This is a genomic window from Kibdelosporangium aridum (assembly GCF_900176515.1).
In the GTDB taxonomy this organism is placed as follows: Bacteria; Actinomycetota; Actinomycetes; order Mycobacteriales; family Pseudonocardiaceae; genus Kibdelosporangium; species Kibdelosporangium aridum.
Map to the genome: position 1 here is coordinate 558,151 of NZ_FWXV01000001.1, position 26,169 is coordinate 584,319.

A 26,169-nucleotide genomic window follows, 5' to 3' on the forward strand; every position below is an offset into this window, starting at 1 on the left:
GACCATCACTGTCCGTAGCACTTGGTCACGCCTAGTCTGTATCCCACCACAGGTAATCCGGGGAGGGATTCAGGTGGGATTTCAGCTGCTGGGTCCGGTCGAACTATGGGTCGGGGACCACCGGGTGGACGTGGGATCGGCCAAGCAGCGGTCGGTTCTGGCAGTGCTGTTGCTGGCTGCGGGCAGACCGTGCTCGGTGGAGTCACTGATCGACCGCGTCTGGGGCGAGGAGCCGCCTGCCCAGGTACGCGGCGCCTTGTACAGCTACATCAGCAGGCTACGCAGGGTCTTGCGCGATACGGGGTACGAGCTACGCCAGCACAACGGCGGTTATCTGCTCGACATCCCGGTCGAGCTCGTGGACGTCCATCGATTCGACGCGGCGGTGCGCGAAGCCAGGTCCATCCAGGACCTGCCAGTGCGAGTCAACCAGTTGCGCGAAGCGCTGGACTGCTGGCGTGGCACGCCTTTGCAGGGCATTTCCGGCCGGTGGGCCGATGAGGTACGCGAAAGCCTGAGCCGCAAACGGGTCAGCGTGTGCACCGACTGGGCCACCCGGATGATCGACCTGGGTCGCTACGACGAGGTCTCCGATCTGCTGGAACGGGAACTGGCGGAGTATCCGCACGCTGAAGCGGTCGCCTGCCGCTTGATGACCGCGTTGCAGCGTCAAGGCAGACAAGCCGAGGCGCTGGCGTGTTATGCCGCGCTGCGTGAGCGGTTGATCGACGACCTTGGCACTGAACCGGGCCCGGAACTGCAGCAGTTGCACCTGAGGCTGCTGCGCGGAGAGGACCCTCCGGTTGTCCGGCCAAGACCGACTGAACCGCCATACCTTGGCTTGGCGACGTTCCAACCGGATGACACCGCGCGGTTCTTCGGGCGGGCCGAACTCGTTGCCGAACTGCGGTCGCGTTTGACTGAGCACCGGTTTTTCGCTGTGTTCGGTCCGTCGGGGAGCGGCAAGTCGTCCCTGCTGCGGGCCGGACTGATGGCCGCCATGCGCGCGGAGGGCTGGGAATGCGTGCTGCTGAGCCCCGGGCGGCCCTTCGAGGTGCCTGACGGGCGGGTGCTGCTGATCGTCGACCAGTTCGAAGAGATCTTCACGCTGTGCGGTGAGGAACAGCGCAATGAGTTCGTCGACGACTTGCTGTCCCTTGTGGATGCGAAGGTCGTCATCGGTGTGCGGGCTGACTTCTACGCGGCCTGCGCCGGTTTGCCTGCGCTCGTGGCGGCGATGCGCGACCAGCAAGTGCTTGTCGGGCCGATGGCTGAGAGCGACTTACGTGCGGTGGTGACAGAGCCCGCTGAACGTGCTGATCTGACCGTAGAACCGGCTCTTGTGGACATGGTTGTCGCCGAAGTTCTTGGCGAACCAGCCGCGCTGCCACTCGTTTCCCATGCGCTGCTTGAAACCTGGCGCCTTCGGGACAGTGACCGGCTGACCGTCTCGGCTTATCAGCAGACCGGAGGCGTGCGCGGGGCCATCGCACAGACTGCGGACCGCCTGTACGCCTCGCTGGACACTGATGAACGTCGGATCACGCGCGACATCCTGCTTCGGCTCACCGCACCCGGCGACGGCCCGGAGGACACCAGGCGACGAGTACATCGCGCGGAACTGGGCCAGAGCGGTGCTGTGCTGGGCAAGTTGGCCGAGGCCCGACTGGTCACACTCGACGAGGACACCGTGACCATCGTGCACGAGAGCTTGGTCAGAGGCTGGCCGACGTTGCGGCAGTGGATCAACGAGGACCGCGACCGGCTGCGCGAGCATCGGCGGTTGACCGAAGCCGCAACCGATTGGGACCACCATGCCCGTGACGACAGCTTGTTGTATCGCGGCGCCCGCCTGGCGTCCTGGGAGGAACGCGGCACGGACCACCTGAACGACCTAGAGCGTGTGTTTCTCGCCGAAGCCGTCCGCCTGCGCGACCGCGAACGCAGGGCTCGCCGTCGTCGGGTCCACTTCGCGCTGACCGGTCTTAGCGTGGCGTTGGCCGTCATGATGGTGCTCGCCCTGATTGCGTTGGCGCAGAACGAAGTCGCTCAACGGCAACGTGATCGCGCGCTGTCCGGGCAATTGGCCGCACGGGCGCGCAGCGAGTTGCCGCGAGACCCGGAACTCGCGTTGTTGCTCGCCAAACGGGCCGTGGAGATCGACTCGACGGAGTCGGCGCAGGCCGCGCTCGCTCAAGCGCTGGTCGAATCCCGGGTGCGAATCCGATTCACCGGCCACGCCGGCGCGGTGACTGGCGTGGACATCAGCCCAGACAACCAATCGGTGGCCACATCGGGCGTCGACCGCACAGTACGGATCTGGCCGGTCAGGGGCGGCACGCCGCCGCTGGTGCTCGCAAGTACCGACACCGCACTGTCCGACCTCGCGTACAACCGGCACGGTGATGAAGTAGCCGCTGCGGGCGGCGGCGCGGTCTTCGTCTGGAAGCCGTCCGCTGGTCTGCAGTACCACCGGTACTCTGCTGGCCCAGTCGCCTTGTCGGCTGTGGCGTGGAGCCCTGATGGACGCGAGATCGCTGCTGCGGGCGCGGATGGGCAGATTCGCGTCTGGGAGATCGGCGGCAGCAGCGGTGTGCCGCAGGTTCTGGCAGGCCAGCACGACAGCGCCACCGCAGTGGCATGGAGCGCCGACGGTCGGTGGCTGGCCAGTGCGGGCAAAGACGGAAGGCTGCTCATCAGGGATCTGCGCACCGGCGCGATCAACACGAAGGACAGCGGCGTCGCCATCACGGACATCGACTTCACCCGGGACGGCAAGCACATCGTCGCGGGCGGCGAGGACGCCAGGACCCGGATCTGGCCGGTGGCGGGTGACGGCAAGGCCGACGAGTTGTGGGATCACCGGGATGTCGTGCACACCGTTGCCTACAGCCACAGCGGAAAGTTCGTGATCACAGGCGGACGCGACCGAACCGCGCATATCGTTCCGGCGGATGGGCGCGGAGACCGTGTCGTTCTCAGAGGCACGGGCGGACCGATCCGTGGCGTGGCGTTCAGTCCTGACGACCGCTTGGTCGCAACAGTGAGCGACGACGGGACCGTACGTCTGTGGGACCCCAGTGTGAAGCCCGGTATCGATGTCCAAGGGCGCCACAATGGACAGACGGCCGACGTGACGATGCCCACCGGCAGCGAAAACGCTGTCAGCGTTGGCGAGGACGGAACGGTGCGGTTCGGTCCAAAGGTGACGCAGGGCGGCAACGGGCCGTTGCGGGCGGTTGCGTCGGCCCCGAACGGCGAGCACATCCTGGCCGTGGGCGACGGGCCGGGCGTCCTGGTGTGGCATCCCGGCACGGACGTGGTGCGACGCATCGACACCGGGCATACCGGCCCGATGACGAGCGTGGCCGCCGACCATCTCGGCCTGGAAGTCGCCAGCGGCGGCAATGACGGCCGAATAGAGATCTCCTCGTTCGGAAAGGGGACCACTCGGGCGGTGCTGGCCCCCAGCTCCAGTCCGGTGAACGACATCGAATACAGCGGGGACGGCCGTTGGATGGCAACCGCCCACGCGGACGGCATGCTGCGGCTCTGGTCGCTGCCGAACTTGTCGGTACACCACGAATGGCGTGGCCCGGACGGCATGGAAAGCCTGGCGTTCAGCCCGGACAGTCAATTCGTAGCCGGTGTCGGAAACGACGGTGCGATCCGCGTTTGGCGAACGTCCGGCGACGGCGATCCCGTTCTGTTGAACGGCCACTACGGCCGGGTCAACGGCGTGTCTTTCAGTGCGGACGGGCAGTACATCGTCACTGCGGGAAACGACCAGAAAGTCCGCGTGTGGAAGTGGGCTGTGCGGACTGATCCGATCGTCTTCGAACGACACGTGCCCGCCACGACGACAAGTGTGGATTTCGGCCGTGGCAACCGCCTCGCTGTCGGTCGCGGGGACGGCGCGGTCGACGTGTGGACGTGCGAGGTCTGCGTTCCGGTCGAGCAATTGCTGGCGATGGCAGGGCAGCGTCTGACGCGCGACTTCACAACCGAGGAACGAGGCATCTACCTCGAAGATTCGCCCTGACGACTGGCACCTTGCACCGACCTTGAGCCCGGTCGCGGCCGTGGTCAAGGTTTTCGCAAACTCGGAAGCGCACATTCGGAGAATGCGAAAACTGCGATACGCGATTCCCTCAGTTCTTGCTGCGACGACACTGTTGGTCGGTGTCGTCGGATCGGCGAGCGAGGAGTCTTCGGGACAGGTACTGACGGATTTCTCCTCAACCGGAGGGGTCAAGCACGGTGTCAGCAATTTTGTTCGAGTGACAAGCACTCTCCGGACGGCGCCAAAGTTCGGTGCAAGCAGGTGTAATTCTTCGGCTATCGAAGGTAGTCGTTACAACGCCAATTGTTGGCTCGTAGGCGACTTCAACGAGTATCACGACCGTCGTGGAACGTTTACCAACAAGTGGTTGCGAATTCAGGGTAACTCCGGCCGCTGGGGCGATATTCCGGTGGGAAATCTGGCTGGGACTGGCCCGTCGAATGACGGCGCCACCGGCTTTGGTCCCTGCCGGGATTGAGATCGACTTCTCCAGTGCCTTGGGCCCGCTCGTCATCGACTGGCGGGCTCCCCATCTGTTATGTCGAGTTCAATAGGGTGACGATTGTGAGCACGCTGACTACGCGTGTCGGTGTGATGGCTGCTGTCATGTCCTTCGTTGGCGTAGTTGTGACAAGCGGGCAAGTCCACGCTTCTGTGGCGATGCTGGCCTTCCAGACGCCTTTCCCTTGTGACCAACAGATTCGGATGGAGTCGTTCGGGCATGCGCCCGCGCTGGACATCTTCCGGGTCCCGAACAGCGAGACCGAGGGCAACCCGCTGATCGCTCCAGCGGCCGGGGTGGTCAACAAGTCCTACAGCGATCCGATCGACCGCAACGGTGACAACCAAGCCGAGTGGGGTCATCCGAACAACGAAAGGGTCCCACCGGTTTTCAACGGTGTGGCGTATGGCCAAGCGAACGGGCAAACGTGGTACGTGACCAGCCGGAACTGTGGCGGTCCGCGGTTCGTGCGTGACGTCACGGGCAATGGCTGGGACGACATCGTCGGTCGTGCGCAGGCGACTGGCGAACTGCTCATCTACGACGGCTTCGCGCCAGGCAAGTTGGCATCGCCGGAGCCGCGGGGAACTGGCTGGGGTGCGATGACGTCGTTGCTGACCGGTGACTTCACTGGTGACAGCCACGGGGACCTCATCGGCAAACGCAGCGACGGCAACCTGTTCCTGTACGCCGGGTACGCCGACGGCAGGTTCTCGGCTCCCGAACAGGTCGGCACCGGTTGGCAGGCAATGAACACCGTGGTGACCGCCGATTTCAACGCCGACGGTCGGTCGGACCTGATGGCCCGCCGTGACGACGGTTTCCTCTTCCTCTACACGGGCTACGGGAGAGCGAACTTCAGTGCGCCCCAGCAGGCCGGAACCGGCTGGGGCGGTATGACAGCGATCGTTGGCGGCGACTTCAACGGCGACGGCAAAGGCGATCTCGTCGGCCGAGCCGCCACCGGCGACCTGAATATCTACGCCGGTCGTGGAAACGGGCAGTTCGACGCGCCACGGCGGATCGGCAACGGCTGGAACGGCATCACGGCGTTGATCCCCGGCGATTTCACGCATGACGGCCGGACTGACATCGCCGGCCGGGCAGTCAACGGCGACCTGCTGCTCTACGTGGCCGGTGCCGACGGCGTGCTCAGCGGCGGTAGCCGGATCGGTACCGGCTGGAACGGTCTGGACCTGTTTCAGTCCTGACCCGGTTCGCAGGCCCGGGTATCGGGGGTAGGCCCGGCAGCCTGCGAGGATGGTGCGGTGTCGAAAGCTGATACCGCACCATCCCTGCCGGGGTACCGGCTTGCCAAGATCGTCACCGAAGTGCTCTCGCCCGCGACGATCGTGGTTCTGCTGCCGTTCGCGGTCGCGTGGAACGCCACCGGCCACAAGGTTCTCGCGACGATCCTGTGGTCGCTGGTGGTGGCCATCTTCTACAGCGTGCTGCCGATGGCGTTCATCATCCGGGGTGCGCGGCGCGGGAAATGGGATGGTCACTGGGTGCGTGAGCGTGAGCGACGCTTCCTGCCCTTGATGATGTGCCTGGTGTCGGCACTGGTCGGGCTGGTGATCCTGCTCGTGGGAGACGCGCCGAGGGACGTGCTGGCGCTGGCGTGGTCCATGGTGACCGTCCTGGTCGTGTGCGTGATCATCACCAAGTGGTGGAAGGTCTCGCTGCACGCGACCGTCGCGGGCGGCGCTGTCGCCACCGTCATCCTGATCTACGGCTGGATCATGGCCGTCCTCGTCCCGTTGGTCGCCTTGGTCGCGTGGGCGCGGGTCCAGGTGCGCGACCACACCGCCGCTCAGGTCGTCGTCGGTTCAATTCTCGGCCCTGTCGTCGGCGGCGTCGTATTCGTCCTTCTGCGGTGATCTAGCAGGTCGGGACCTGTTTTCCGGGAGACACCGGACACATCGAGTTGTCTGCGAGAAGGTTGGACGTCAAACTATTCTCATGACCCCTCAGGCGCCTTTGCACCGGCCGGCGAACCCGGTCCGGTTCGTCACGGCGGCCAGCTTGTTCGACGGCCACGACGCCGCGATCAACATCATGCGGCGGATCCTGCAGTCCCAGGGCGCCGAGGTGATCCACCTCGGGCACAACCGCTCGGTCAAGGAAGTCGTCGCGGCCGCCATCCAGGAAGACGTCCAGGGCGTTGCGATCAGCGCCTACCAGGGCGGGCACGTCGAATACTTCTCGTACCTCGTGGAGCTGCTCAACGAGCGGGGCGCCGGGCACATCAAGGTCTACGGCGGCGGGGGCGGCGTGATCGTGCCCGCCGAGATCGAGCTGCTGCACTCGCGCGGTGTCGCGCACATCTTCTCGCCTGCCGACGGGCAGAAGATGGGGCTGGCCAAGATGATCAACACGATGGTCGAGGCCTGTGACTACCCGCTGGCCGACCGCGCGCCGCAGACGTGGGACGGGCTTTTCAGCGGCCAGCAGGACGTGCTGGCCAGGGCGATCACCCAGATCGAGGCCGGTGTCTTCGACAAGGACATCCTGACCACAAGCCGCCAGGTGCCGGTCCTCGGCATCACGGGCACCGGTGGATCGGGCAAGTCCTCGTTGACCGACGAGATCGTCCGCCGCTTCCGCCAGGACCAGCAGGACAAGGTGCGCGTCGCCGTCCTCGCGATCGACCCGACGCGTCGCCGTGGCGGCGGCGCGCTGCTGGGCGACCGCATCCGGATGAACAGCGTCGATGGGGAGAGCGTCTTCTTCCGTTCGCTGGCCACGCGCCGTGCCGGTGCTGAGGTTCCAGATGGTCTGGCCGACGCGATCACCGCGTGCAAGGCCGCCGGCTACGACCTGATCATCGTCGAGACGCCCGGTATCGGTCAGGGTGACGCGGCGATCGTGCCGTTCGTCGACCTCTCGCTGTACGTGATGACGCCGGAGTTCGGCGCCGCGTCGCAGCTGGAGAAGATCGACATGCTGGACTTCGCCGACGCCGTGGCGATCAACAAGTTCGAGCGCCGGGGCGCCGAGGATGCCCGGCGCGACGTCGGGCGCCAGATGGTGCGCAACCGTGAGGCGTTCGGCCAGTCATGGGAGGACATGCCGGTCTTCGGCACCAGCGCCGCGACCTTCAACGACGACGGCGTGACCGCGCTCTACCAATATCTGCGTGACGCGTTGGTGGAGAAGGGGCTGACCGTCAGCGAGGGCACCCTGCCGGTCGTCGGCCACAAGACCTCCACGTCCGCGGCGACCGTGGTCCCGGCTTCGCGCGCCCGGTACCTGTCGGACATCGCCGACACGATCCGCGGCTATCACGAGCGCACCGACCAGCAGGTCGCCGCGGTCCGCGAACTGAAGCACTTCGAGGCCACCAAGGAAGCGCTCGCCCGCGCCGATCTGTCCACAACGGACGTCGACGGCCTTGTCGCCGCCGCTGCCAAGAAGGCCGACCAGGAAGCCAAGGACCTGCTGGCGCAGTGGCCGAAGACCAAAGAGGACTACACCGGCGACGAGCTCGTGGTGAAGATCCGCGGCAAGGAGCTGCACACGCCGCTGGTCAGGGAGACGTTGTCGGGCAGCAAGATCCCGCGCGTGGCGCTGCCCGCGTTCGACGACGAAGGCGAAGTGCTGCGGTTCCTGCGCAAGGAGAACCTGCCGGGCAGGTTCCCGTTCACCGCGGGCGTTTTCCCGTTCAAGCGGGAAGGCGAGGACCCGGCGCGGATGTTCGCCGGTGAAGGTGACGCCTTCCGCACCAACCGCCGCTTCAAGTACCTGTCCCAGGGTTCCGAGGCGACGCGCCTGTCGACCGCGTTCGACTCGGTCACGCTCTACGGCCGTGACCCGGACACCCCGCCGGACGTCTACGGCAAGATCGGTACCTCGGGCGTGTCCATCGCGTCGCTGGACGACATGAAGGCGCTGTACGACGGCTTCGTCCTGACCTCGCCCACCACATCGGTGTCGATGACGATCAACGGCCCCGCGCCGACGATCCTGGCGTACTTCCTGAACACCGCGATCGACCAGCGGGTGGACGCGTTCCGCGCCGAGCACGGCCGTGAGCCGACCGAGCAGGAGCACGAGGAGCTGGCCGCGTGGGCGCTGGCCAACGTGCGCGGCACGGTCCAGGCCGACATCCTCAAGGAGGACCAGGGCCAGAACACGTGCATCTTCTCCACCGAGTTCTCGCTGCGGATGATGGCGGACGTCCAGGAGTGGTTCATCCAGAACAAGGTCCGCAACTTCTACTCGGTGTCGATCTCCGGCTACCACATCGCCGAGGCCGGGGCGAACCCGATCAGCCAGCTCGCGTTCACGCTCGCCAACGGCTTCACCTACGTGGAGTCCTACCTCGCGCGTGGCATGCACATCGACGACTTCGCGCCGAACCTGTCGTTCTTCTTCTCCAACGGGATGGACGCCGAGTACAGCGTGATCGGCCGGGTCGCCAGGCGGATCTGGGCCATCGCGATGCGCGAGCGCTACGGCGCCAACGAGCGTTCGCAGAAGTTCAAGTACCACGTACAGACCTCGGGCCGGTCGCTGCACGCGCAGGAGATGAGCTTCAACGACATCCGCACCACACTGCAGGCCCTGTGCGCGTTGTACGACAACTGCAACTCGTTGCACACCAACGCCTATGACGAAGCGATCACCACCCCGACCGAGGCTTCGGTGCGCCGGGCGATGGCGATCCAGCTGATCGTCAACAAGGAATGGGGCCTGTCGAAGAACGAGAACCCGCTGCAGGGCTCGTTCATCATCGACGAGCTGACCGACCTGGTCGAAGAGGCCGTGCTGGCCGAGTTCGACCGGCTGTCGGACCGCGGCGGCGTGCTCGGCGCGATGGAGACCGGCTACCAGCGCGGGCGCATCCAGGACGAGTCAATGCTCTACGAGACCCGCAAACACGACGGTTCGCTGCCGCTGATCGGCGTGAACACGTTCCTGCCGGACAACGGCTCCGAGGAGCCGATCGAGATCGAGCTCGCCCGGGCGACCGAGGAGGAGAAGCGCTCGCAGGTCGACCGGACCCGTGACTTTCAGGCCAAGCACCGCGACGAGGCCCAGGAGGCCTTGCGGCGGCTGCGCGCGGCGGCGGTCTCGGGCGAGAACGTCTTCGCCGAGCTGATGAAGGCGGCCAGGGTGTGCACCCTCGGCCAGGTGACCGAGGCGTTCTTCGAAGTGGGCGGTCAATACCGCCGTAATGTGTGAGCTTATGAGTGAAGGGACAAGCGTGAGCGAGATCCGCCGCGTGGGTGTGATCGGCTGTGGTCTGATGGGCTCGGGTATCGCGGAGGTGTGTGCGCGCTCCGGGCTTGACGTCAAGGTCACCGAGGCGTCGGCGGACGCGTTGGCTGCCGGGAAGGCGCGGATCGAGAAGTCCCTCGACCGCGGCGTCCGCAACGGCAAGCTGTCGGCGCAGGAGCGGGAAGCGGCGTTCGGCCGGATCCACTTCGGCACCGACATCGGCGAGCTGGCCGACCGCCAGTTCACCGTGGAGGCGGTCGCGGAGAACGAGCAGATCAAGACGGACGTCTTCACGGCACTGGACAAGGTCGTGGAGGACCAGACGGCGATCTTCGCGTCGAACACCTCATCGATTCCGATCATGAAGCTCGGCATGGCGACCAACCGGCCCGAGCAGGTCATCGGTGTGCACTTCTTCAACCCGGTGCCGGTGCTCAAGCTGGTCGAGCTGGTGCCGTCGTTGCTGACCGGCGCCGAGACGCAGTCGCGTGCGGAGGAGTTCGTGACGTCCGCGCTGGGCAAGCAGGTGATCCGCTCGCAGGACCGCGCCGGGTTCGTGGTCAACGCGCTGCTGGTGCCGTACCTGCTGTCGGCGATCCGGATGCTCGAATCGGGCTTCGCCTCGCCGGAGGACATCGACAACGGCATGGTCCTGGGCTGCGCGCACCCGATGGGGCCGCTGCACCTGACGGACCTGATCGGCCTGGACACCACCAAGGCGATCGCGGAGTCGATGTACGCCGAGTTCAAGGAGCCGCTGTACTCGCCCCCGCCATTGCTGCTGCGCATGGTGGACGCGGGGTTGCTGGGCAAGAAGAACGGCCGCGGCTTCTTCCAGTACTGACAGAACCCTCGTGAGTGTTCACGCCGGTTCTGACCGGACTGAACACTCACGAGGGTTCTAGGCTGTTCGGTGTGACTTCCGCTGAGCCGAATGCCCTGCTCGACCTGGTGCTCACGGCTGGGCTGGTGAGTGATCCGGTCAGCGAGAGCATTCTCGACGCGGCCCTTGCCGAGTTCCTCGACTACGGCCTGCGACGCACGAACGTCGACGCCGTTGCCAAACGCGCCGGTGTGTCCCGTGCGACCTTGTACCGGCGGTTTGAGAACAAAGACGTACTTGTTCAGGCTGTTCTGGTTCGGGAGTCGCGCCGGTTCTTCGGCAGTATCGCCGCGGCCGTCAACAAGTTGCCGACCGCGCGGGAACGGCTGGTCGAAGGCTTTGTCGTGGGGATGCGGTATACCCGGCGTGACCCGTTGTTGTCCCGCCTTCTGTCCACTGACCCGGAAGCGTTGTTGCCGTATCTCACTGTCAATGGCGGGCTTGTGGTGGCCGCCGCCCGCGATTTCCTGGTCAGCCAGGCAGAAGGGCTGCCAGGTGGTGACAAGCCGGTTGACGGGCGGGATCCGGCGGGTGTCGCGGAGCTTTTCGTAAGGCTTGCCATCTCGTTCACGCTCACCCCGGACAGTTGCATTCCACTGGACGATGACGACTCTGTTCGCGCATTCGCGAGAAGTTACTTGGCAGTATTGATGGGGCCTGCGGCGACACCGCCGAAAACATAGACCTGAGGATGACGCTCTTACTCATTGGTAGCCACCAGGATGTGCCCATGGGTGGAGTTTCTGCTGTGAAAATTTCTCGCCTTCGGCAGGTCACGCCGGTCGCCGGTGCCCGGATCATCGGATTCGGTGCCTACCAGCCATCGACTGTGATCACCAGCGAGGAAACCGCCAAGCGGTTCGGGCGGACGGGGGAGTGGGTACGAGGGCGCACCGGCATCGTGTCGTTGCGCAAGGCCAGTGCCGCCGAAACGGTGCAGGAGATGGCGATCGCGGCCGGGCAGCAGGCGTTGGCGAATTCCGGTGTCGAAGGGTCGCGAATCGGTCTGGTGATCGTCGCCAGCTGCAGTGCCGAGAGTCCGATACCGGACGCGGCCTCAGAAGTCGCGCATCGGATCGGCGCACGCATGGCGGGCGCCTTCGACCTGAACGCGGCGTGCGCGGGTTTCTGCTACGCGCTGACAGTCGCGGCGGATGTGGTGCGCAACGGTTCCGCCGAATACGTCCTTGTTGTCGGCACCGAAAGGATGACCGCCTGGGTCGATCCGGCGGATCTGGGAACGTCCATCCTTTTCGGTGACGGCGCCGGCGCCGCTGTCGTCGGCCCGTCGGCGCAACCGGGGATCGGACCGGTGGTCTGGGGCAGTGACGGCCAGGGCGCCGACCTGATCCGCATTCCGGACTTCACCCGCGGCATGCACATGGAGGGCCAGGCCGTCTTCCGCTGGGCCACCATGGAAGTTCACCCGATCGCGCTAGCCGCGTGCGAGCGGGCCGGAGTGAAGCCGGGTGATCTGGCCGCGATCGTGCCGCATCAGGCGAATCTGCGGATCATCCATGCCATGGCCAAGAAGATCGGGGCGCCGGGTGCCGTTGTCGCGCAGGACGTCGTCCAGTCCGGCAACACTTCGGCCGCGTCGATTCCCCTTGCCCTGCAACGGCTTATCGAGGCCAAGGCGATCGAGCGGGACTCGCTCGCGCTGCTGATCGGCTTCGGCGCGGGCCTGAGCTACGCCGCGCAGGTGGTCACCTTGCCCTGACTTGGGGGAACGTGTCCCGCACCAGCGTCAGCAAGGTGTGGCTGAGCAGCAGGTGAACCTGGTCGCGGCTGAGGTGGTTGCCCATCACCCATTCCCGCCCGGCCGCTTTCACCATGGCCGCGTACGCCCTGACCATCGCGCGTAGTTGTTCGCGGTGCTCGTGCACCTCAGTCAGACCGACAAATTCCAGTACGCGATCGGCCGCGTACTCGTCCGCCTCCGCCAGTATCCGTTCGACATCCGCGTCGTGCCCTACTCCACCGACCGCGACGAGCCACGTTTTGCTGTGCCGCAACACCCGGTCAAGGAACCAGCTCACACTCGCGTCGATCCGCTCCTCCAAAGTGCCCGGATGCGCTGTCTGCGGTGCTGAACTGGGAATAGTCACCATTCGACGGACTACTTCCAGATAAAGATCGCGTTTCGTGCCGAAATAGTGGTTGATCAAGCCGCGCGCGACGCCTGCTTCACCAGCGATGTCCGTTGTCGACACCGACGGGTACGGCCGTTCACCGAATAGGCGGATAGCGCAGACGAGGATCTGTTCCCGCCGAGCATCTGGTTCGAGTCGTCGCCAGCGTGGTTCGGAAGCAGAACTCATGCCTTTACTCTTCCATGCCGCGCATGTCGGCGTGGAATGAGGTGGCTTTGAATGTCAGGCTGTTCGCTTACCGGACTTGCTCTTCTTCTTCGGCGCGGGCTTCGCCTCGGACTTCGCGCGGGTCTGTTCGACACTGCGTTCCAAAGCGGTCATCAGGTCGATCACATCGCCCTGATCTTCCTCTTCCGGCCGTTCTGGCAGCTCGGCACCCTCGGCCTTCGCCGCGACCAGCTCCGCCATCGCGTCGCGGTATTCGTCGGTGAACTGCTCCGGTTTGAACGAACCGGCCATGTTGTCGATCAATGAAGTGGCCATCTTCAGCTCCTGCGGGCGCACCTCAAGATCTTGATCAAGGAATCCGAAATCGGGTTTCCTGATCTCGTCCGGCCAGAAGATGGTGTGCAGAACGAGCACATCATCGCGGGCGCGCAAGATGGCCAGCGACTCACGCTGCCGGATGGTGATCTTCACGACCGCGTGCCGATCGGTGTCCTCAAGCGCCTGTCGCAACAGGACGTACGGACGTCCTGCGGTTTTGTCGGGCTCGAGGTAGTACGTCTTCTGGAAAAAGATCGGATCGACCTCTTCGGTCGGCACGAACTCCAGCACCTGGATCGACTTGTCGGTCGAGACCGGCAGTTTGTCGAAATCCTCGTCGGTCAGGATGACCACGCGGCCGTCTTCGAGCTCGTAGCCCTTGGCGATGTCGCGGTATTCGATCTCGTTGCCGCAGATCTCGCAGACGCGCTTGTACCGGATCCGACCCCCGTCCTCGGGGTGGACCTGGTGGAACCGGAAGTCGTGCTCCTCGGTCGAGCCGAACATCCGGACGGCGATGGTCACCAGCCCGAATGAGATGGCACCTCGCCACACGGGTCTCATAGTGGCTTTGGTACCTATCCTGAAGCCTTTTCGCAACCCCAATGGACCAAATAGCCGCAGGTCAGCAGGTACCGGCCCGGATCTTCACGCAATCAAGTGCCCCGTGCTTCAGCCGTCGTTGGACAGGCTGGCGCGCAGCGTGTCGAGGCTTTTGGCGAGCAACCGGGACACGTGCATCTGGCTGATCCCCAGCCGATCAGCGATCTGCGTCTGCGTCAGGTTGCCGAAGAACCGCAGCGTGATGATCTTCTGCTGCCGCTCGGGCAGCCTCTTGATCAGCGGATACAGCGCTTCACGGGCATCGACCACGCTCAGTTCGGGGTCGTCGGCGCCGAGTGTGTCGGCCAATGACGCTGAGTCCGGGTCGTCGGTGAGCAGGTAGTCCAGCGACAGCGAGTGGTGCGCGTTGGTCGCTTCGAGGCCTTCGAACACCTCTTCCCTGCTGATCCCCAGGTGTTCGGCGATCTGGCTCGGCGTCGGGGCCCGGCCGAGATGTTGCGACAGCTCGGTCACCGCGCTGCCGATGGACAGCCGCAGCTCCTTGAGCCTGCGTGGGACGTGCACCGCCCAGCTGGTGTCTCGGATGTGCCGCCGGACCTCGCCCATGATGGTGGGCACCGCGTAGGACATGAAGTCCGAGCCGTGCTGGGGGTCGAACCGGTCGACCGCGTTGATCAGGCCGATCCTGGCGACCTGCGCGAGGTCCTCCAGTGGCGCGCCCTGGTGGCTGAACCGGCGTGCGATGTGCTCGGCGACCGGAAGGTGTTCGGTGACGAGCCGTTCCCGCAGCTCCGCGTGCTTGGGGCTGTTCTTCGGCGACGACGCGAGCTCTTCGAACAGCGGGGCGAGATGGTCGTAGCCGCCGCGCGGGTTCACTCGTTGACCAGCCCGTTGCGTTTGGTCAGCTCGATCCACAGGCCGTGGCCACCGGGGTCGGCGGGTGCCTGCGTGACGCCCGCTTCGAGCGAGTCGGTCAGCGTGGACAGCACGTGCCACGAGAACATGCTGGTGTCCGGCCACTCGTCGCTGTCCGACAGCACCGTGGCCACCACTTTGATCTCGTTCTTCGGGGTGAACCGGACGGTCAGGATCGAGCCAGTGATCGCCCTGAGCACCAGCATCGAGCAGGCCTCGTCGACCGCCATCTTCAGGTCCGCGATCGAGTCGAGGTCGTAGTCCTGGCGCATGGCCACCGCGGAGGTGATCGCGCGCAGCATCGGTAGCTGCGCCGCGTCGGCAGCGACCCTGACCTCGATCTCGTCGCCGGACGGGTCCGGCTGCTCTGGCTTCGTCACCCGCACAACTGTAGTGCTTACGAACGTTTGCAAGAATGTCGGCATGACGGTCCGCCGCCAGCCTGACCGGACGGAGTCAGGCGAAGGTGATGAGGCCCGCAAGCCGAGCAAGGGTGACTTGACGTCGCAGGCCATCCTGGACACCGCGGCACGGCTGCTGGCCAAACGGTCGATGCACGAAATCGGCATCGACGAGCTCACCGCGGGCGCCGGTGTGTCCCGATCGACGTTCTACTTCCACTTCGAATCACGCGAAGCCGTGCTCTACGAGCTGTCCGAGCGGGTTCTGCGCGAGATCTACCACTCCGGCATCGTCTGGTTCCGTCGCAGTGACGAGACTCCCAGCGTCGCGGTCCGCCGCGCGCTGACGGCGACGGTGGCGTTGTGGCGCAAGCACGGCCCGGTGCTGCGAGCGTCGGTGCGCGGCAGGGAGAGCGACCCGCGCTTGGCGCAGCTGTGGGTAGAGGTGGCGCGGCGGTTCATGCGATCGACTGCCGTGCAGATCGAGAGCGAGCGCAGGGCCGGGCTTGCGATCGCCGGACCGCCGTCGGCCAAGACGATCGCGAGGGCGCTCGTACTGATGAACGAGCACGTCTGCTACCACCAGTCGATGGCCAAGAAGTCGGCCAAGTGGGACGCGGACATCGTCGACACGTTGAGCACGATCTGGCTGCGCACGATCTACGGCCCGGGCGTCGAGCAGTCCTGATACATCCCTTCCGGCAGCCCTAAGGGGCGAACCTGCGGCGCGCTCGGCTGGCCCCTTCGCCGGTGGATTGCTGGTCCGATCGGCTCATCGTCTTGGGCATGACCACTTCAGACAGTACAAACAGGAATCACCGGATCAGGCGAACTTTGCTGCGCGGCGGTACGGCCGTCGGCGCCGTGCTGCTGATCGGTACGGGAGTCGCGGCCGCCCAGCCGGGCGCCACCACGATCAAGGGATGCGTGGGTGCGACGGGCCTGCTTCGGGTCATCGCCCCCACCCAGAACTGCGGGCTGCTCGAGAAACCACTCGAGTGGAACTCCCAAGGCCCAGCCGGGCCACAAGGCCCTGTCGGTCCGGCAGGCCCCGCAGGACCGGAAGGTCCCGCCGGACCGACAGGACCAGCGGGTCCCACGGGACCCAAGGGCGACACCGGCCCTGAGGGTCCCCAAGGCCCACAGGGACCGGCTGGGCCAACGGGAATCACCGGCTACGAGCGGATCTCGGCCCCGATCGACAGCCCGAACGGTTCGTTCCGGTCCGGCAACATCGACTGCCCGCAAGGAAAGCGGGTCTTCGGTGGTGGCGCCACGTTGAACAGCACGTTCCTCGAGCTGGTCGAGTCGCACTCGTACGACTTCGAGGTCTCCGGAGTGCGGCATTCCGGCTGGTTCGTCGACGTGCAGAACACCGGCGGCGGCAACCGCACCTTCCACGTGTTCGCCATCTGCGCCAACGCTTCCTGACAGACAGGCCCGGCCGGACCGCAGCCCGGCCGGGCCTGGTGGCTCAGCGCGCCATCACGGGTTCGGTCAGCTTCGAGCCGTCCGCCTTGCCGACGAAGCAGTACGTCAGCCGGTTCGACATCCGGTAGCCGTCGTTCGTCTTGACCTTCCAGGCCTCGGTGTTGGGCACGATGACCCAGAACTTCAGCGTCTCCTCCTTGTTCGGCACCGGCACGGCCTCGGACAGGAAGATCCGCGTGCACATGCTGGTCGTTTCTGCCACGAGCTTCTCGAAGGGCGGATACGGGACGTCCTTCTCCAGCTCGCGGTTGGCCCAGTCCTGTTCGAGGACCTCCACGTCGTGCGGGCCGAAGCAGCCGACGTCCGCGTCGATGTCCGGGTCTTTCGCGCCCTTCCTCGGCACCCAGTTCAGGCATTCACCGGAGATCATCGCGCCGGACAGGTCCGGGATGTCGCCGCCGGAACCGTGGGTCATCACCGGCACCATCGCCTTGGACGTCGCCTGCGCCTGCGCGGTCGTCGTCGTGCTGGTCGGCACGGTGAAGGAGAACGTGGGCCTCGGCGAGGCGTTGTTCGGCTCCGATCCCCAGTTCAGCGACAAGATCACCGCGACCACGAACGCGGCCACCAGCACGACCGCGATCGACGCCGTGTAGAGCGGTTTGCGGTTCCTGGGCTTCGCGACGGGCGCCAGCCGGTTGGTCGGCGGATCAACGGGCTCCTGGCTCAGCGCCTCCTCGAGCAAGGTGTGCGCGCGGTGCGTGCCCAGGCGGCGCTCGGGATCACGCTCGAGCAAGCCCATGATCAGCTGCGCCATCGGGCCGTGGCTCAGCCGCGGCTGCGGGTACTCGGTCATCACCGCGAGCATGGTCGCCGAGGTGTTGGCACGCTGGAACGCCGAAAAGCCCTCGACGGCGAAGAACAGCGTCGCGCCCAGTGCCCACAGATCCCACCCGGGCGACACCTCGCCGCCTTCGAGGCGTTCCGGCGACATGTACGCGGGCGAGCCGATCAGCATGCCGGTCGTGGTCAGCCGTGGGTCCTCAAAGGACTGAGCGATGCCGAAGTCGGTGAGCTTGGCGGAGTCCTTCGCGGGCACCATGACGTTGCCGGGCTTGACGTCCCGGTGCACGATGCCCGCCTCGTGGGCGGCCTCCAGCGCGGACAGCAGTTGTGCGGCGAGCCTCGCGGCCTTGGCGACCGGCATCGGCCCGTCGCGTTCGACCAGCTCGGTCAGGGTCGGCGCCTTGACGTACTCCATCACGATGAAGGTGTCGTCGTTTTCCCTGATCAGGTCGTACACCCGGACAATGCCGGGGTTCGCGAGCCTGCCGGCGATCCGAGCCTCACGCAGAACGCGTTCCTGGTACGGGCCGCGCTCGCTCTCCGGCACGATCAGTTCCTTGACGGCGACCGGGCGGCCGAGAACGGTGTCTTCGGCCAGCCAGACCACGCCCATCCCGCCACGACCCAGTTCGCGGACAAGCGTGTACCGCCCGCTGCCGATCTGCCGCATGACGGCGCAGTGTTCCAGCACGGCAGCCCGCCCGGACTGTCCTTTCGGGCAGCCAGATGGTCACCGTTACTGATTGACTCGTTCGTCCCAGGTTGCAGGCTTGCCCAGTGTTTCAAGCAATTCGGGCAGGCGGCCCGCGTTACGCAACAGCGCGACGGTGTTGTGGTAGTCCCGCGAGCTCACGATCTTGCCGTCGACCACGTTGGTCACGATGGCGTTGTAGATGCTGTACGCCTCACCGGTTGCCACGCTGAAGCCCCGGTACTCCCATTCGGCGACGACCTCGGTCGGGCCGGTCTCGTGGATGACCAGGTCGTGTACTTCCACGTTGACCAGGTTTGTCTGGTCCATCTGGGTGGTCGTCGCGCGCCTGATGCCCTCGGAGCCCTCCAGCTGGTTCGGGCTCGGCAGGTAGAACCTGACCTCGGTGACCGACTCCTCGGCGTACAGATCAGGGATACGGGAGAAGTCCGTGCTGGCGAACTCGTGGATGAGCTTCGTGACGACCTCGGCCGGTGTTGCCATTTCAGTTCCCCTCCGCAAGCTGTGCCAGCAGCGTGTCCAAGTCGCCGGAGATCCAGGCGCGTACGACGTGGTCGTGGTAGTCGCGTGAGGACACGATCTTTCCGTCACGGACCCTGGTGATGATGAGATTGCCGGTCTCGAAGGGTTTGCCGGTCGCGGGACTGACACCGGCGTAGTCCCATTCCGCGATGACCACTTCGGGATCGGCCGTCGTGCGGATCTTCAGATTCCGGACGTGGATGTCCTCGTACATCACCGGTTTGCTGGCGTTCGCCATCTTCCGGATACCGGCGCCGCCGACCATGATCGGCGCATTTGGTTGCGCGAGCGGCAGAACGAGGACCGCGTCGTCGGAATAAAGGTCGGCTGCCTTGTCGAACTGTTTGGCGGCGAAGAACTCGATCAACTGACTGACCACTTGGGACGGTGTCGCGTCTGACACGGAGAACCTCCATCGTTGACCCGCACTCAGTGATAGTCAATGTTAGTGACTTTCTCAAGGGAACGGCACCAACGTGCCAGCCGGTTGCCGATCAGCGAAACCAGGAACCGCCCTCGGTGACCTGGTGATACCCCAATGCCCGGTATGTCGCGTCCACCAAGGACTGGCCGCGTTCGTTGATTCCGATCCCAGGTCCCTGCTGGTTCATCGTGTAACCGAAGGAGAGCCGGGCCCGCGGATCGGCGAAGCCCAGTGCCCCGCCCATCCCACTGTGGCCGAACGCGTCCTCGGCCAGCAGAATGCCTTCCTGGTCATTGGGTGCCAGATGCCGGTTGTCGACGGTTTTGAGGAACCCGCTGGCGAACCTGGTCGGCACCAGCACGGCGGCGTCGACCGCACACGCGGACGTCACCTGGCCCATCACCGCGACCTGGTTCGGCTTGACCAGCCGGACATCGCCGAACGTCCCGCCCAACGCGAGCGGCCGATACATGCCGGCGAGGCCACGAGCATCGGTGACGGCACCGACCGAGCCGATCGTCGACGCGTGTGCCCGCCGGGAATTGAACTCGCCGGGCACCATGTAGCCGCCGGTGTTGAACATCATCAAGCCGGGGATGGACGTCGGGTCACTCATCGCCAGCATGTACAGGCTCGGTACCGGAGTCCCTGGCTTGGTCAGATCCGGCGGAATGGTCGGCGCGACCCTGGACTCCTGGTCCTCCGGCAGGCTCAGCCAGAAGTCGAGCTCCAGCGGGCCGGCGACCTCGGCGTCGAAGAACTCGGCAAGAGTGCGCCCGGACACCCGCCTGACGACCTCGCCGATCAGGAACCCGAAGGTCAGGCCGTGATAGCCGTGGGTGGTACCCGGCGTCCACAACGGCTCGGCGGCGGCCAGTGCGTCGGTCATCAGGTCCCAGTCGTAGAACGCGCCCTCGGGCAGCTGCTCCCGTAGTCCTGACAGACCGGCCTGGTGGTCGAGCACGTGCTGGACGAGGATGCCGTCCTTGCCGTTCTGTGCGAACTCCCGCCAGTACTTGGCCACGGGTGCTTTGAGGTCCAGCTCGCCGCGGTCGGCCAGGATGTGCGCGCACAGAGCGGTCGCGCCCTTGGTGCACGACCAGACGTCGACCAGGGTCTGCTCGGTCCACTCGGCGCCGGTCTCTGGGTCGGCCACGCCGCCCCAGAGGTTCACGACCGTCTTGCCGTCGACTGTGATGCTGACCGATGCCCCGATCTCACCCCGTTCGGCGAAGTTCCGCTCGAATTCGGCCAGTACCTCAACGAACTCCGGCTCATGCGTCCCATGGATCGACATCGGCCTGCTCCTTCGTGGACCGGGGGCTACATCCCATCATTTGGTCCACCGAAGCGCCAATGGTCACGCAGCGAAGAAACTGAGCAGCGCCTCGGCCACATCACCAGGTCGGCCGCGCCGGTCGGTGTTCGACGCGGCGGAATGATCGGCTCCGGCCAGTTCGCGGAAGGTAGCGTGCGGGATCGCCTTTCCCAGGACGTCGAGCGCTTCCTTCAAGTACAAGGGACTTTCGCTGCCGCCAAGCAGCAGGACGTCCGCCGTGATCGTGGCGAACCGGTCGGCGGGACCGCTGGCTTCGGTCACGATGGTGAAGTCCTGGCGCAGCGTCGGCGCCAGCGCGGCCATCGTCAAATAATCCGTGGGCGGCTTGCGTTGTTCAGCCCGCACACCCGCGCCGATGAGCGGTGCGAGCAGCCACGTCGGTATGGCACGCAGGAAAGCCGGGCCCATCTGGGCGCCTTTCATCCCTGTCACCAGGGCTGAGGCTGTGCGGCCGCGGTCGAGGTGGCGATTGAGGGTTGCCGCGAAGGCGGCTGGGACATCACGGCCGGGGAACAACGGTGGCTCGAAGATCGCCGCCCGGCGGATCGCCGGGAGGACGCGGGCGGCCTCGAGACAAACGATGGCTCCTGAGCTGACACCGAAAACGTCCTGCGCACCGGTTGCGGCGAGAACGGCGCCGAGATCGGCTACTTCGGTGGCGATTCGATTGCCCGGGGGCGCGTTCTGGCTCAGGCCGCGCCCGCGTCGGTCGACAAGGTGGACGGTGTGCCGATGGGCCATTGCCTCGGCGAGCTGTAAGTGGTCGTACCCGGAACACATCGCGCCGTGCAGAACGACGATGCCCGGTCCCTGTCCGATAGTGCGGTACTTGATGTCTGTCATGGCGTATGTCTCCGGTGGAATTCGTTCCATTGCGGTGCCCAGCCGTCGTCGGGGTCTTCGATGCGGGCGATGAAGCGCTCGGTGAAGGTGATGTCGGCGTCCAGCTGGGCCCGTCGGTATTCCTCTTCGACGAGGAAGAGCGGGTGGACGCCATCCGCGTCGGCTTGCTCGATCAGTGCCACGGCCTCAGCGCGTTGCCTCGCCAGACCCTCCAGCCGTCGACGCAGTGCGGCGACAGCTTCCGTCGGCGTCAGCGCGGCGATCAACGACAACGCCGCCACATAGCTGGGGTATTCGTGCCGCGGCTCGGCGACGAGTTCGTTCAGCCACACGCCCAGTTCGGTGCGGCCTGCCTCGGTCAGCCGGTACTCGGTGCGTTCCGGGCGCTGGCCTTCGCGGCTGCTGCCCGCGGGCTCGATGAACCCGGCCTTGGTCAGCTGCTGGAAAACCATGTACAGCGAGCCGTGGTTGAACTTGATGCTGCGCTCGTCGCCGTGGCCGCGCATTTCGCGGCTCAACTCGTATGGATGCCGCGGTCCCTGCGTCAGATAGGACAGCACGGCCAGGCCGAGCAGGTTGGCGGTGCTTCGGTTGCGGCTCATCGTCCACCCTTCAGTCAACTCTAACTATCCATCTCCGAATAGTCAGTGTCAACTATTTGCAGATGTGGCCGATGTCAGAGTTTGTTCGATTTCTGAAGAAAGAGCCCCAGCTCATCCGCAGTCATCGGACTTCTCAGCTTTCGATGAGGTCACAGGACTGGACGAGCGGGACTCCTAAGGGATATACATCGGATGTCTTGCCGGGCGGGGAGGAAGGGAACCGACATGCACCTGATGCGCCTCGGCGCGATCGGCGAGGAGAGGCCCGCTGTTCGTGCCGACGATGGAACGCTGTCCGACATCAGTGGGCTGACCGGCGACATCGATGGTGCTTTCCTGGCCGGGGACGGGATCCAGCGGGTGGCTGACGCCCTTGCCGCCGGTTCGCTGCCAACCCTGGACGGTACCGGCCTGCGGATCGGCGCGCCGATCGCACTGCCTGTCAAGGTCGTGTGCATCGGGATGAACTACGCCGAGCACGCCAAAGAGTCGGGCGCACCCGCGCCGAGCGAGCCGGTCATCTTCATGAAGGACCCGGGCTGTGTGGTCGGTCCGTACGACGACGTCCTCATCCCCAGGAAGTCCACCAAGACCGACTGGGAGGTCGAACTGGCCGTCGTGATCGGCAAGACCGCGCGCTACCTGGACTCGCCCGAAGAGGCGCTGAAGCACATCGCCGGGTACGCGATCTCCAACGACGTCTCCGAGCGCGAGTTCCAGCTCGAGCGCCCGGGCGGTCAGTGGGACAAGGGCAAGTCGTGCGAGACGTTCAACCCGCTCGGCCCGTGGCTCAAGCCGGCGAGCGAAGTCGGCGACCCGCAGGACCTGGCGTTGAAGACCTGGGTCAACGGCGAGCTCAAGCAGGACTCGAACACCAAGGACATGATCTTCCCGGTCGCCGAGATCGTGCACTTCCTCAGCCAGTACATGGTTCTGCGGCCCGGCGACGTGATCAACACCGGCACGCCGCAAGGTGTCGCGCTCGGCCAGCCCGAACCCAAGCCGTACCTGCGAGCAGGGGATGTGGTCGAGCTGGAGATCGAAGGTCTCGGCCGCCAGCGGCAGAACGTGGGGCAGGCCTGACATGCCCCATATCGTCGGTATGGACGTCCTCGACGTCCGATTCCCCACATCACGTGAGCTGGACGGCTCGGACGCGATGAACCCGGACCCGGACTACTCCGCGGCTTACGTCGTGCTGCACGCCGACGAAGGCCCGGACGGGTACGGCTTCGCGTTCACGATCGGCCGTGGCAACGACGTCCAGGCAGCGGCGATCCGTGCCCTGGAAAGTCACGTGGTCGGCTTGCCGGTGCCGCAGGACGCCGCAGCGCTGGCTTCCCTGTCCCAGCAACTGGTTGGCGATTCCCAGCTGCGCTGGCTCGGCCCGGAGAAGGGCGTCGCGCACATGGCGGTCGGCGCGGTGGTCAACGCCGCATGGGACCTCGCGGCGCGGCGCGCGGACAAGCCGGTCTGGCAGTTCCTCAGTGACATGACGCCGGAGGAGATCGTCGGTCTCGTCGACTTCCGGTATCTCACGGACGCGATCACGCCGGACGAGGCGTACGAGATCCTGAACAACGCGCAAGCGGGCAAAGCCGAACGAGCGAACGAGATCCTGGCCAACGGGTATCGGGCGTACACGACTTCGCCCGGTTGGCTCGGGTACTCCGACGACAAGCTCGTTCGCCTGTCCAAACAGGCCGTCGCGGACGGCTTCGACATGATCAAGCTGAAGGTCGGCGGCGACCTCGACGACGACATCCGGCGCCTGCGGCTGGCCAGGCAGGCCGTCGGCGACGACATCCGGATCGCGGTGGACGCCAACCAGCGCTGGGATGTCGGGATCGCGGTCGAGTGGATGCGCGCACTGGCCCCGTTCAACCCGTATTGGATCGAGGAGCCGACGTCACCGGACGACATCCTCGGCCACCAGGCCATCGCCGAACAGATCGCGCCGATCAAGGTCGCGACCGGCGAGCACGTGCAGAACCGCGTTGTCTTCAAGCAGATGCTGCAAGCCAAGGCACTGGGAGTGCTGCAGCTGGACGCGGCCAGGGTCGGCGGCGTCAACGAGAACGTGGCGATCCTGTTGCTGGCAGCCAAGTTCGGCGTGCCGGTCTGCCCGCACGCCGGTGGCGTCGGCCTGTGCGAGCTGGTACGGCACCTGTCGATGTTCGACTACGTCGCGGTGTCCGCAAGCAAGGCCGACCGGGCCATCGAGTGGGTCGACCACCTGCACGAGCACTTCACCGACCCGGCGATCGTGCGGGGCGGGCACTACCTCGCGCCACGCAAGCCCGGCTTCTCCGCACGCATGCACGACGCAACCCTCCGCCGCTACCGTTTCCCGGATGGTCCTGAGTGGACAGGAGAGAACTCGTGAGCGACTTCAGTGACTTCGCCGGCTTGGTCGCGATCGTCACCGGTGGCGCGTCAGGCATCGGCCTGGCCACCGCGAAACTGCTGAGCGGCAGGGGAGCGAAGGTCGCGGCGCTGGACCTGAAGCCGGACGGCCTGCCCGAGGACATCGCAGGCTTCGAGACCAACGTCACCGATGACGCCCAGGTGAAATCGGCCGTCGACGCGGTCGTCGAACGCTTCGGGCGGCTGGACATCGTGGTGAACAACGCCGGAATCGGCGCGATCGGCGACGTCGCGGCGAACGGCGACGACGAGTGGCTGCGCGTGCTGGACGTGAACGTGGTCGGCATGGCCAGGGTCGCGCGGCATGCGTTGCCGCACTTGCGAAAGTCCCCGGCTGCCGCGATTGTCAACACGTGTTCCATTGCCGCTTGGGCAGGCCTGCCGCAGCGTGCGCTGTACTCGGCCAGCAAGGGAGCGGTGTACGCGCTCACCCTGGCGATGGCGGCCGATCACGTCCGCGAGGGCATCCGGGTCAACTGTGTCGCCCCCGGCACAGCGGACACGCCGTGGGTGAGTAGGTTGCTCGACCAAGCAGAGGACCCCGCGGCCGAACGGGCCGCACTGAACGCGCGTCAACCTACGGGCCGTCTGGTGTCGGCCGACGAGGTCGCGAACGCGATCGCCTACCTGGCCAGCCCGTTGTCGGGCGCCACGGTGGGAACGGTGCTTGCCGTGGACGGCGGCATGCACGGCCTGCGGCTGCGGCCGCCGGCCCAGCAATAGACCGGACCGACAACGCTTCCAGTGAGAAGACACCGCCGTCAAGGAGGACCTGTGGTGCCCGTCCGCAGATCAGTGAAAACCGTCGCCGTCGCGGCAACGGTAGTTCTTGCCGCCGCCGCGTGCGGCGAGTCGTCGACCGGTTCGGCACCGGGCGGGACGGCAGGCGACCCCAACGCCAAGGTGGGCGTGGACTTCCCGCGCGCCGACTCGGACTTCTGGAACTCGTACATCAAGTACGTCCCGCAGTTCGCCAAAGAGCTCAACGTCAACATGATGGATCCGACCAACTCGCAGAACAAGGTCGAGAACCTGGTCGCCAACGTGCAGTCGTTGCAGGGGCAGGGTGCCAAGGCGATCGTGATGGCACCGCAGGACACCGGCGCGATCGCGACCACGCTGCAGCGCCTCGAGCAGCAGAAGATCCCCGTCGTCACGGTGGACACCCGGCCGGACAACGGCAAGGTGTACATGGTCGTGCGGGCGGACAACAAGGCGTACGGCGAGAAGGCCTGCAAGTTCCTCGGTGACAAGCTCGGTGGCAAGGGCAAGGTCGTCGAGTTCCAGGGCGCACTGTCCAGTGTGAACGGACGCGACCGGTCCGAGGCGTTCGCGGCGTGCATGAAGCAGAACTACCCGGACATCACGGTGTTCGAGGAGCCGACCGACTGGGAAGGGTCGAAGGCCAGCTCGGCGCTGCAGACCCGGCTGAACCAGCACCCGGACATCAAGGGCATCTACATGCAGGCCGGTGGCGTGTTCCTGGCGCCGACCCTGCAGGTACTGCGCTCGACCAACCACTTGCTTCCGGCGAGCGACCCGAACCACATCTTCATCGTGTCCAACGACGGCATCCCGCAGGAGTTCGAGTCGATCCGCAAGGGCGAGATCGACGCGACCGTCTCGCAGCCCGCGGACCTGTACGCCAAGTGGGCGCTGTTCTACGCCAAGGCCGCGCTGGAGGGCAAGACCTTCAAGCCAGGCCCGACCGACCACGGCTCGACCATCGTGGAAGTGGGCAACGGCAACCTCGAGGACCAGCTGCCCGCACCGCTCGTGACCAAGGACAACGTCGATGACAAGGCGTTGTGGGGCAACCAGATCGGTCAATGA

The 26,169-nt window shown here is 65.7% G+C and carries 23 protein-coding genes; 13 read left to right on the top strand and 10 right to left on the bottom strand.

Features of this window, described 5'->3' with window-relative positions; all coding sequences use genetic code 11:
• Positions 1 to 73: 73 nt before the first annotated feature.
• The 7 genes from B9C43_RS02045 to B9C43_RS02075 all read left to right on the top strand — a co-directional run bounded on the left by B9C43_RS02045 (position 74) and on the right by B9C43_RS02075 (position 12,391).
• Entirely contained in the window at positions 74 to 4,042 is a 3,969-nt protein-coding gene (locus B9C43_RS02045) for an nSTAND1 domain-containing NTPase (protein WP_160096247.1), read from the top strand.
• Between the two features lie 585 nt (positions 4,043 to 4,627).
• Positions 4,628 to 5,776 carry an FG-GAP repeat domain-containing protein gene (locus tag B9C43_RS02050; RefSeq protein WP_143446033.1) on the top strand — a complete coding sequence of 383 codons (1,149 nt, stop codon included), beginning with the start codon at positions 4,628 to 4,630 and terminating at the stop codon, positions 5,774 to 5,776.
• Between the two features lie 57 nt (positions 5,777 to 5,833).
• A complete protein-coding gene (locus B9C43_RS02055) occupies positions 5,834 to 6,445 on the top strand; it encodes a hypothetical protein (protein WP_033380973.1) in 612 nt (203 codons plus the stop codon).
• A gap of 82 nt (positions 6,446 to 6,527) precedes the next feature.
• Positions 6,528 to 9,752 carry a fused isobutyryl-CoA mutase/GTPase IcmF gene (icmF, locus tag B9C43_RS02060; protein WP_084424329.1) on the top strand — a complete coding sequence of 1,075 codons (3,225 nt, stop codon included), beginning with the start codon at positions 6,528 to 6,530 and terminating at the stop codon, positions 9,750 to 9,752.
• 22 nt (positions 9,753 to 9,774) lie between these two features.
• Complete coding sequence (locus B9C43_RS02065) at positions 9,775 to 10,632, top strand: 3-hydroxybutyryl-CoA dehydrogenase (protein ID WP_327222020.1); 858 nt, start codon at positions 9,775 to 9,777, stop codon at positions 10,630 to 10,632.
• Positions 10,633 to 10,703: 71 nt separating this feature from the next.
• Complete coding sequence (locus B9C43_RS02070) at positions 10,704 to 11,354, top strand: TetR/AcrR family transcriptional regulator (protein ID WP_200825401.1); 651 nt, start codon at positions 10,704 to 10,706, stop codon at positions 11,352 to 11,354.
• Positions 11,355 to 11,419: 65 nt separating this feature from the next.
• Complete coding sequence (locus B9C43_RS02075; protein WP_235038397.1) at positions 11,420 to 12,391, top strand: beta-ketoacyl-ACP synthase III; 972 nt, start codon at positions 11,420 to 11,422, stop codon at positions 12,389 to 12,391.
• Here the strand turns inward: B9C43_RS02075 and B9C43_RS02080 are convergent.
• The 4 genes from B9C43_RS02080 to B9C43_RS02095 form a co-directional block, all read right to left on the bottom strand.
• Positions 12,378 to 12,992: a TetR/AcrR family transcriptional regulator gene (locus B9C43_RS02080; RefSeq protein ID WP_084424331.1), complete on the bottom strand. Its 615-nt coding sequence runs from the start codon at positions 12,990 to 12,992 to the stop codon at positions 12,378 to 12,380. The genes B9C43_RS02075 and B9C43_RS02080 overlap by 14 nt on opposite strands.
• Positions 12,993 to 13,046: 54 nt before the next feature.
• Entirely contained in the window at positions 13,047 to 13,874 is an 828-nt protein-coding gene (ku, locus tag B9C43_RS02085; protein WP_084424332.1) for a non-homologous end joining protein Ku, read from the bottom strand.
• 108 nt (positions 13,875 to 13,982) lie between these two features.
• Complete coding sequence (locus tag B9C43_RS02090; RefSeq protein WP_084424333.1) at positions 13,983 to 14,750, bottom strand: RNA polymerase sigma factor SigF; 768 nt, start codon at positions 14,748 to 14,750, stop codon at positions 13,983 to 13,985.
• Complete coding sequence (locus B9C43_RS02095) at positions 14,747 to 15,169, bottom strand: ATP-binding protein (protein ID WP_033380965.1); 423 nt, start codon at positions 15,167 to 15,169, stop codon at positions 14,747 to 14,749. Before B9C43_RS02095 ends, B9C43_RS02090 begins: the two co-directional genes overlap by 4 nt.
• A gap of 43 nt (positions 15,170 to 15,212) precedes the next feature.
• Here B9C43_RS02095 and B9C43_RS02100 point away from each other — a divergent pair, with 43 nt between their 5' ends.
• A complete protein-coding gene (locus B9C43_RS02100; RefSeq protein ID WP_033380957.1) occupies positions 15,213 to 15,878 on the top strand; it encodes a TetR/AcrR family transcriptional regulator in 666 nt (221 codons plus the stop codon).
• 98 nt (positions 15,879 to 15,976) lie between these two features.
• Complete coding sequence (locus B9C43_RS59545) at positions 15,977 to 16,621, top strand: collagen-like domain-containing protein (protein WP_084424336.1); 645 nt, start codon at positions 15,977 to 15,979, stop codon at positions 16,619 to 16,621.
• A gap of 43 nt (positions 16,622 to 16,664) precedes the next feature.
• Here the strand turns inward: B9C43_RS59545 and B9C43_RS02110 are convergent, their stop codons facing one another.
• The 6 genes from B9C43_RS02110 to B9C43_RS02135 all read right to left on the bottom strand — a co-directional run bounded on the left by B9C43_RS02110 (position 16,665) and on the right by B9C43_RS02135 (position 21,909).
• Complete coding sequence (locus tag B9C43_RS02110; protein ID WP_143446037.1) at positions 16,665 to 18,137, bottom strand: serine/threonine-protein kinase; 1,473 nt, start codon at positions 18,135 to 18,137, stop codon at positions 16,665 to 16,667.
• A gap of 66 nt (positions 18,138 to 18,203) precedes the next feature.
• Positions 18,204 to 18,662: a nuclear transport factor 2 family protein gene (locus tag B9C43_RS02115; RefSeq protein ID WP_084424338.1), complete on the bottom strand. Its 459-nt coding sequence runs from the start codon at positions 18,660 to 18,662 to the stop codon at positions 18,204 to 18,206.
• 1 nt (position 18,663) lies between these two features.
• Positions 18,664 to 19,104 (bottom strand): nuclear transport factor 2 family protein, encoded by a 441-nt coding sequence (locus B9C43_RS02120; RefSeq protein WP_160096249.1) that lies wholly within the window; start codon positions 19,102 to 19,104, stop codon positions 18,664 to 18,666.
• 91 nt (positions 19,105 to 19,195) lie between these two features.
• A complete protein-coding gene (locus tag B9C43_RS02125) occupies positions 19,196 to 20,422 on the bottom strand; it encodes a serine hydrolase domain-containing protein (RefSeq protein WP_084424340.1) in 1,227 nt (408 codons plus the stop codon).
• A gap of 63 nt (positions 20,423 to 20,485) precedes the next feature.
• On the bottom strand, positions 20,486 to 21,307 hold the full coding sequence (locus tag B9C43_RS02130) for an alpha/beta fold hydrolase (RefSeq protein ID WP_160096251.1): 822 nt from the start codon (positions 21,305 to 21,307) through the stop codon (positions 20,486 to 20,488).
• Complete coding sequence (locus tag B9C43_RS02135) at positions 21,304 to 21,909, bottom strand: PadR family transcriptional regulator (protein WP_084424342.1); 606 nt, start codon at positions 21,907 to 21,909, stop codon at positions 21,304 to 21,306. Before B9C43_RS02135 ends, B9C43_RS02130 begins: the two co-directional genes overlap by 4 nt.
• 225 nt (positions 21,910 to 22,134) lie before the next feature.
• Between B9C43_RS02135 and B9C43_RS02140 the strand changes: the two genes are divergently transcribed.
• The 4 genes from B9C43_RS02140 to B9C43_RS02155 are packed head-to-tail and all read left to right on the top strand — an operon-like array spanning position 22,135 to position 26,169.
• Positions 22,135 to 22,992, top strand: a complete 858-nt coding sequence (locus B9C43_RS02140) for a fumarylacetoacetate hydrolase family protein (protein WP_033380951.1) — start codon at positions 22,135 to 22,137, stop codon at positions 22,990 to 22,992.
• Between the two features lies 1 nt (position 22,993).
• Complete coding sequence (locus B9C43_RS02145; protein ID WP_084424343.1) at positions 22,994 to 24,295, top strand: enolase C-terminal domain-like protein; 1,302 nt, start codon at positions 22,994 to 22,996, stop codon at positions 24,293 to 24,295.
• Positions 24,292 to 25,059, top strand: a complete 768-nt coding sequence (locus tag B9C43_RS02150; protein WP_084424344.1) for an SDR family NAD(P)-dependent oxidoreductase — start codon at positions 24,292 to 24,294, stop codon at positions 25,057 to 25,059. The genes B9C43_RS02145 and B9C43_RS02150 overlap by 4 nt, the downstream gene beginning before the upstream one ends.
• 54 nt (positions 25,060 to 25,113) lie before the next feature.
• Entirely contained in the window at positions 25,114 to 26,169 is a 1,056-nt protein-coding gene (locus tag B9C43_RS02155; protein ID WP_084425537.1) for a sugar ABC transporter substrate-binding protein, read from the top strand.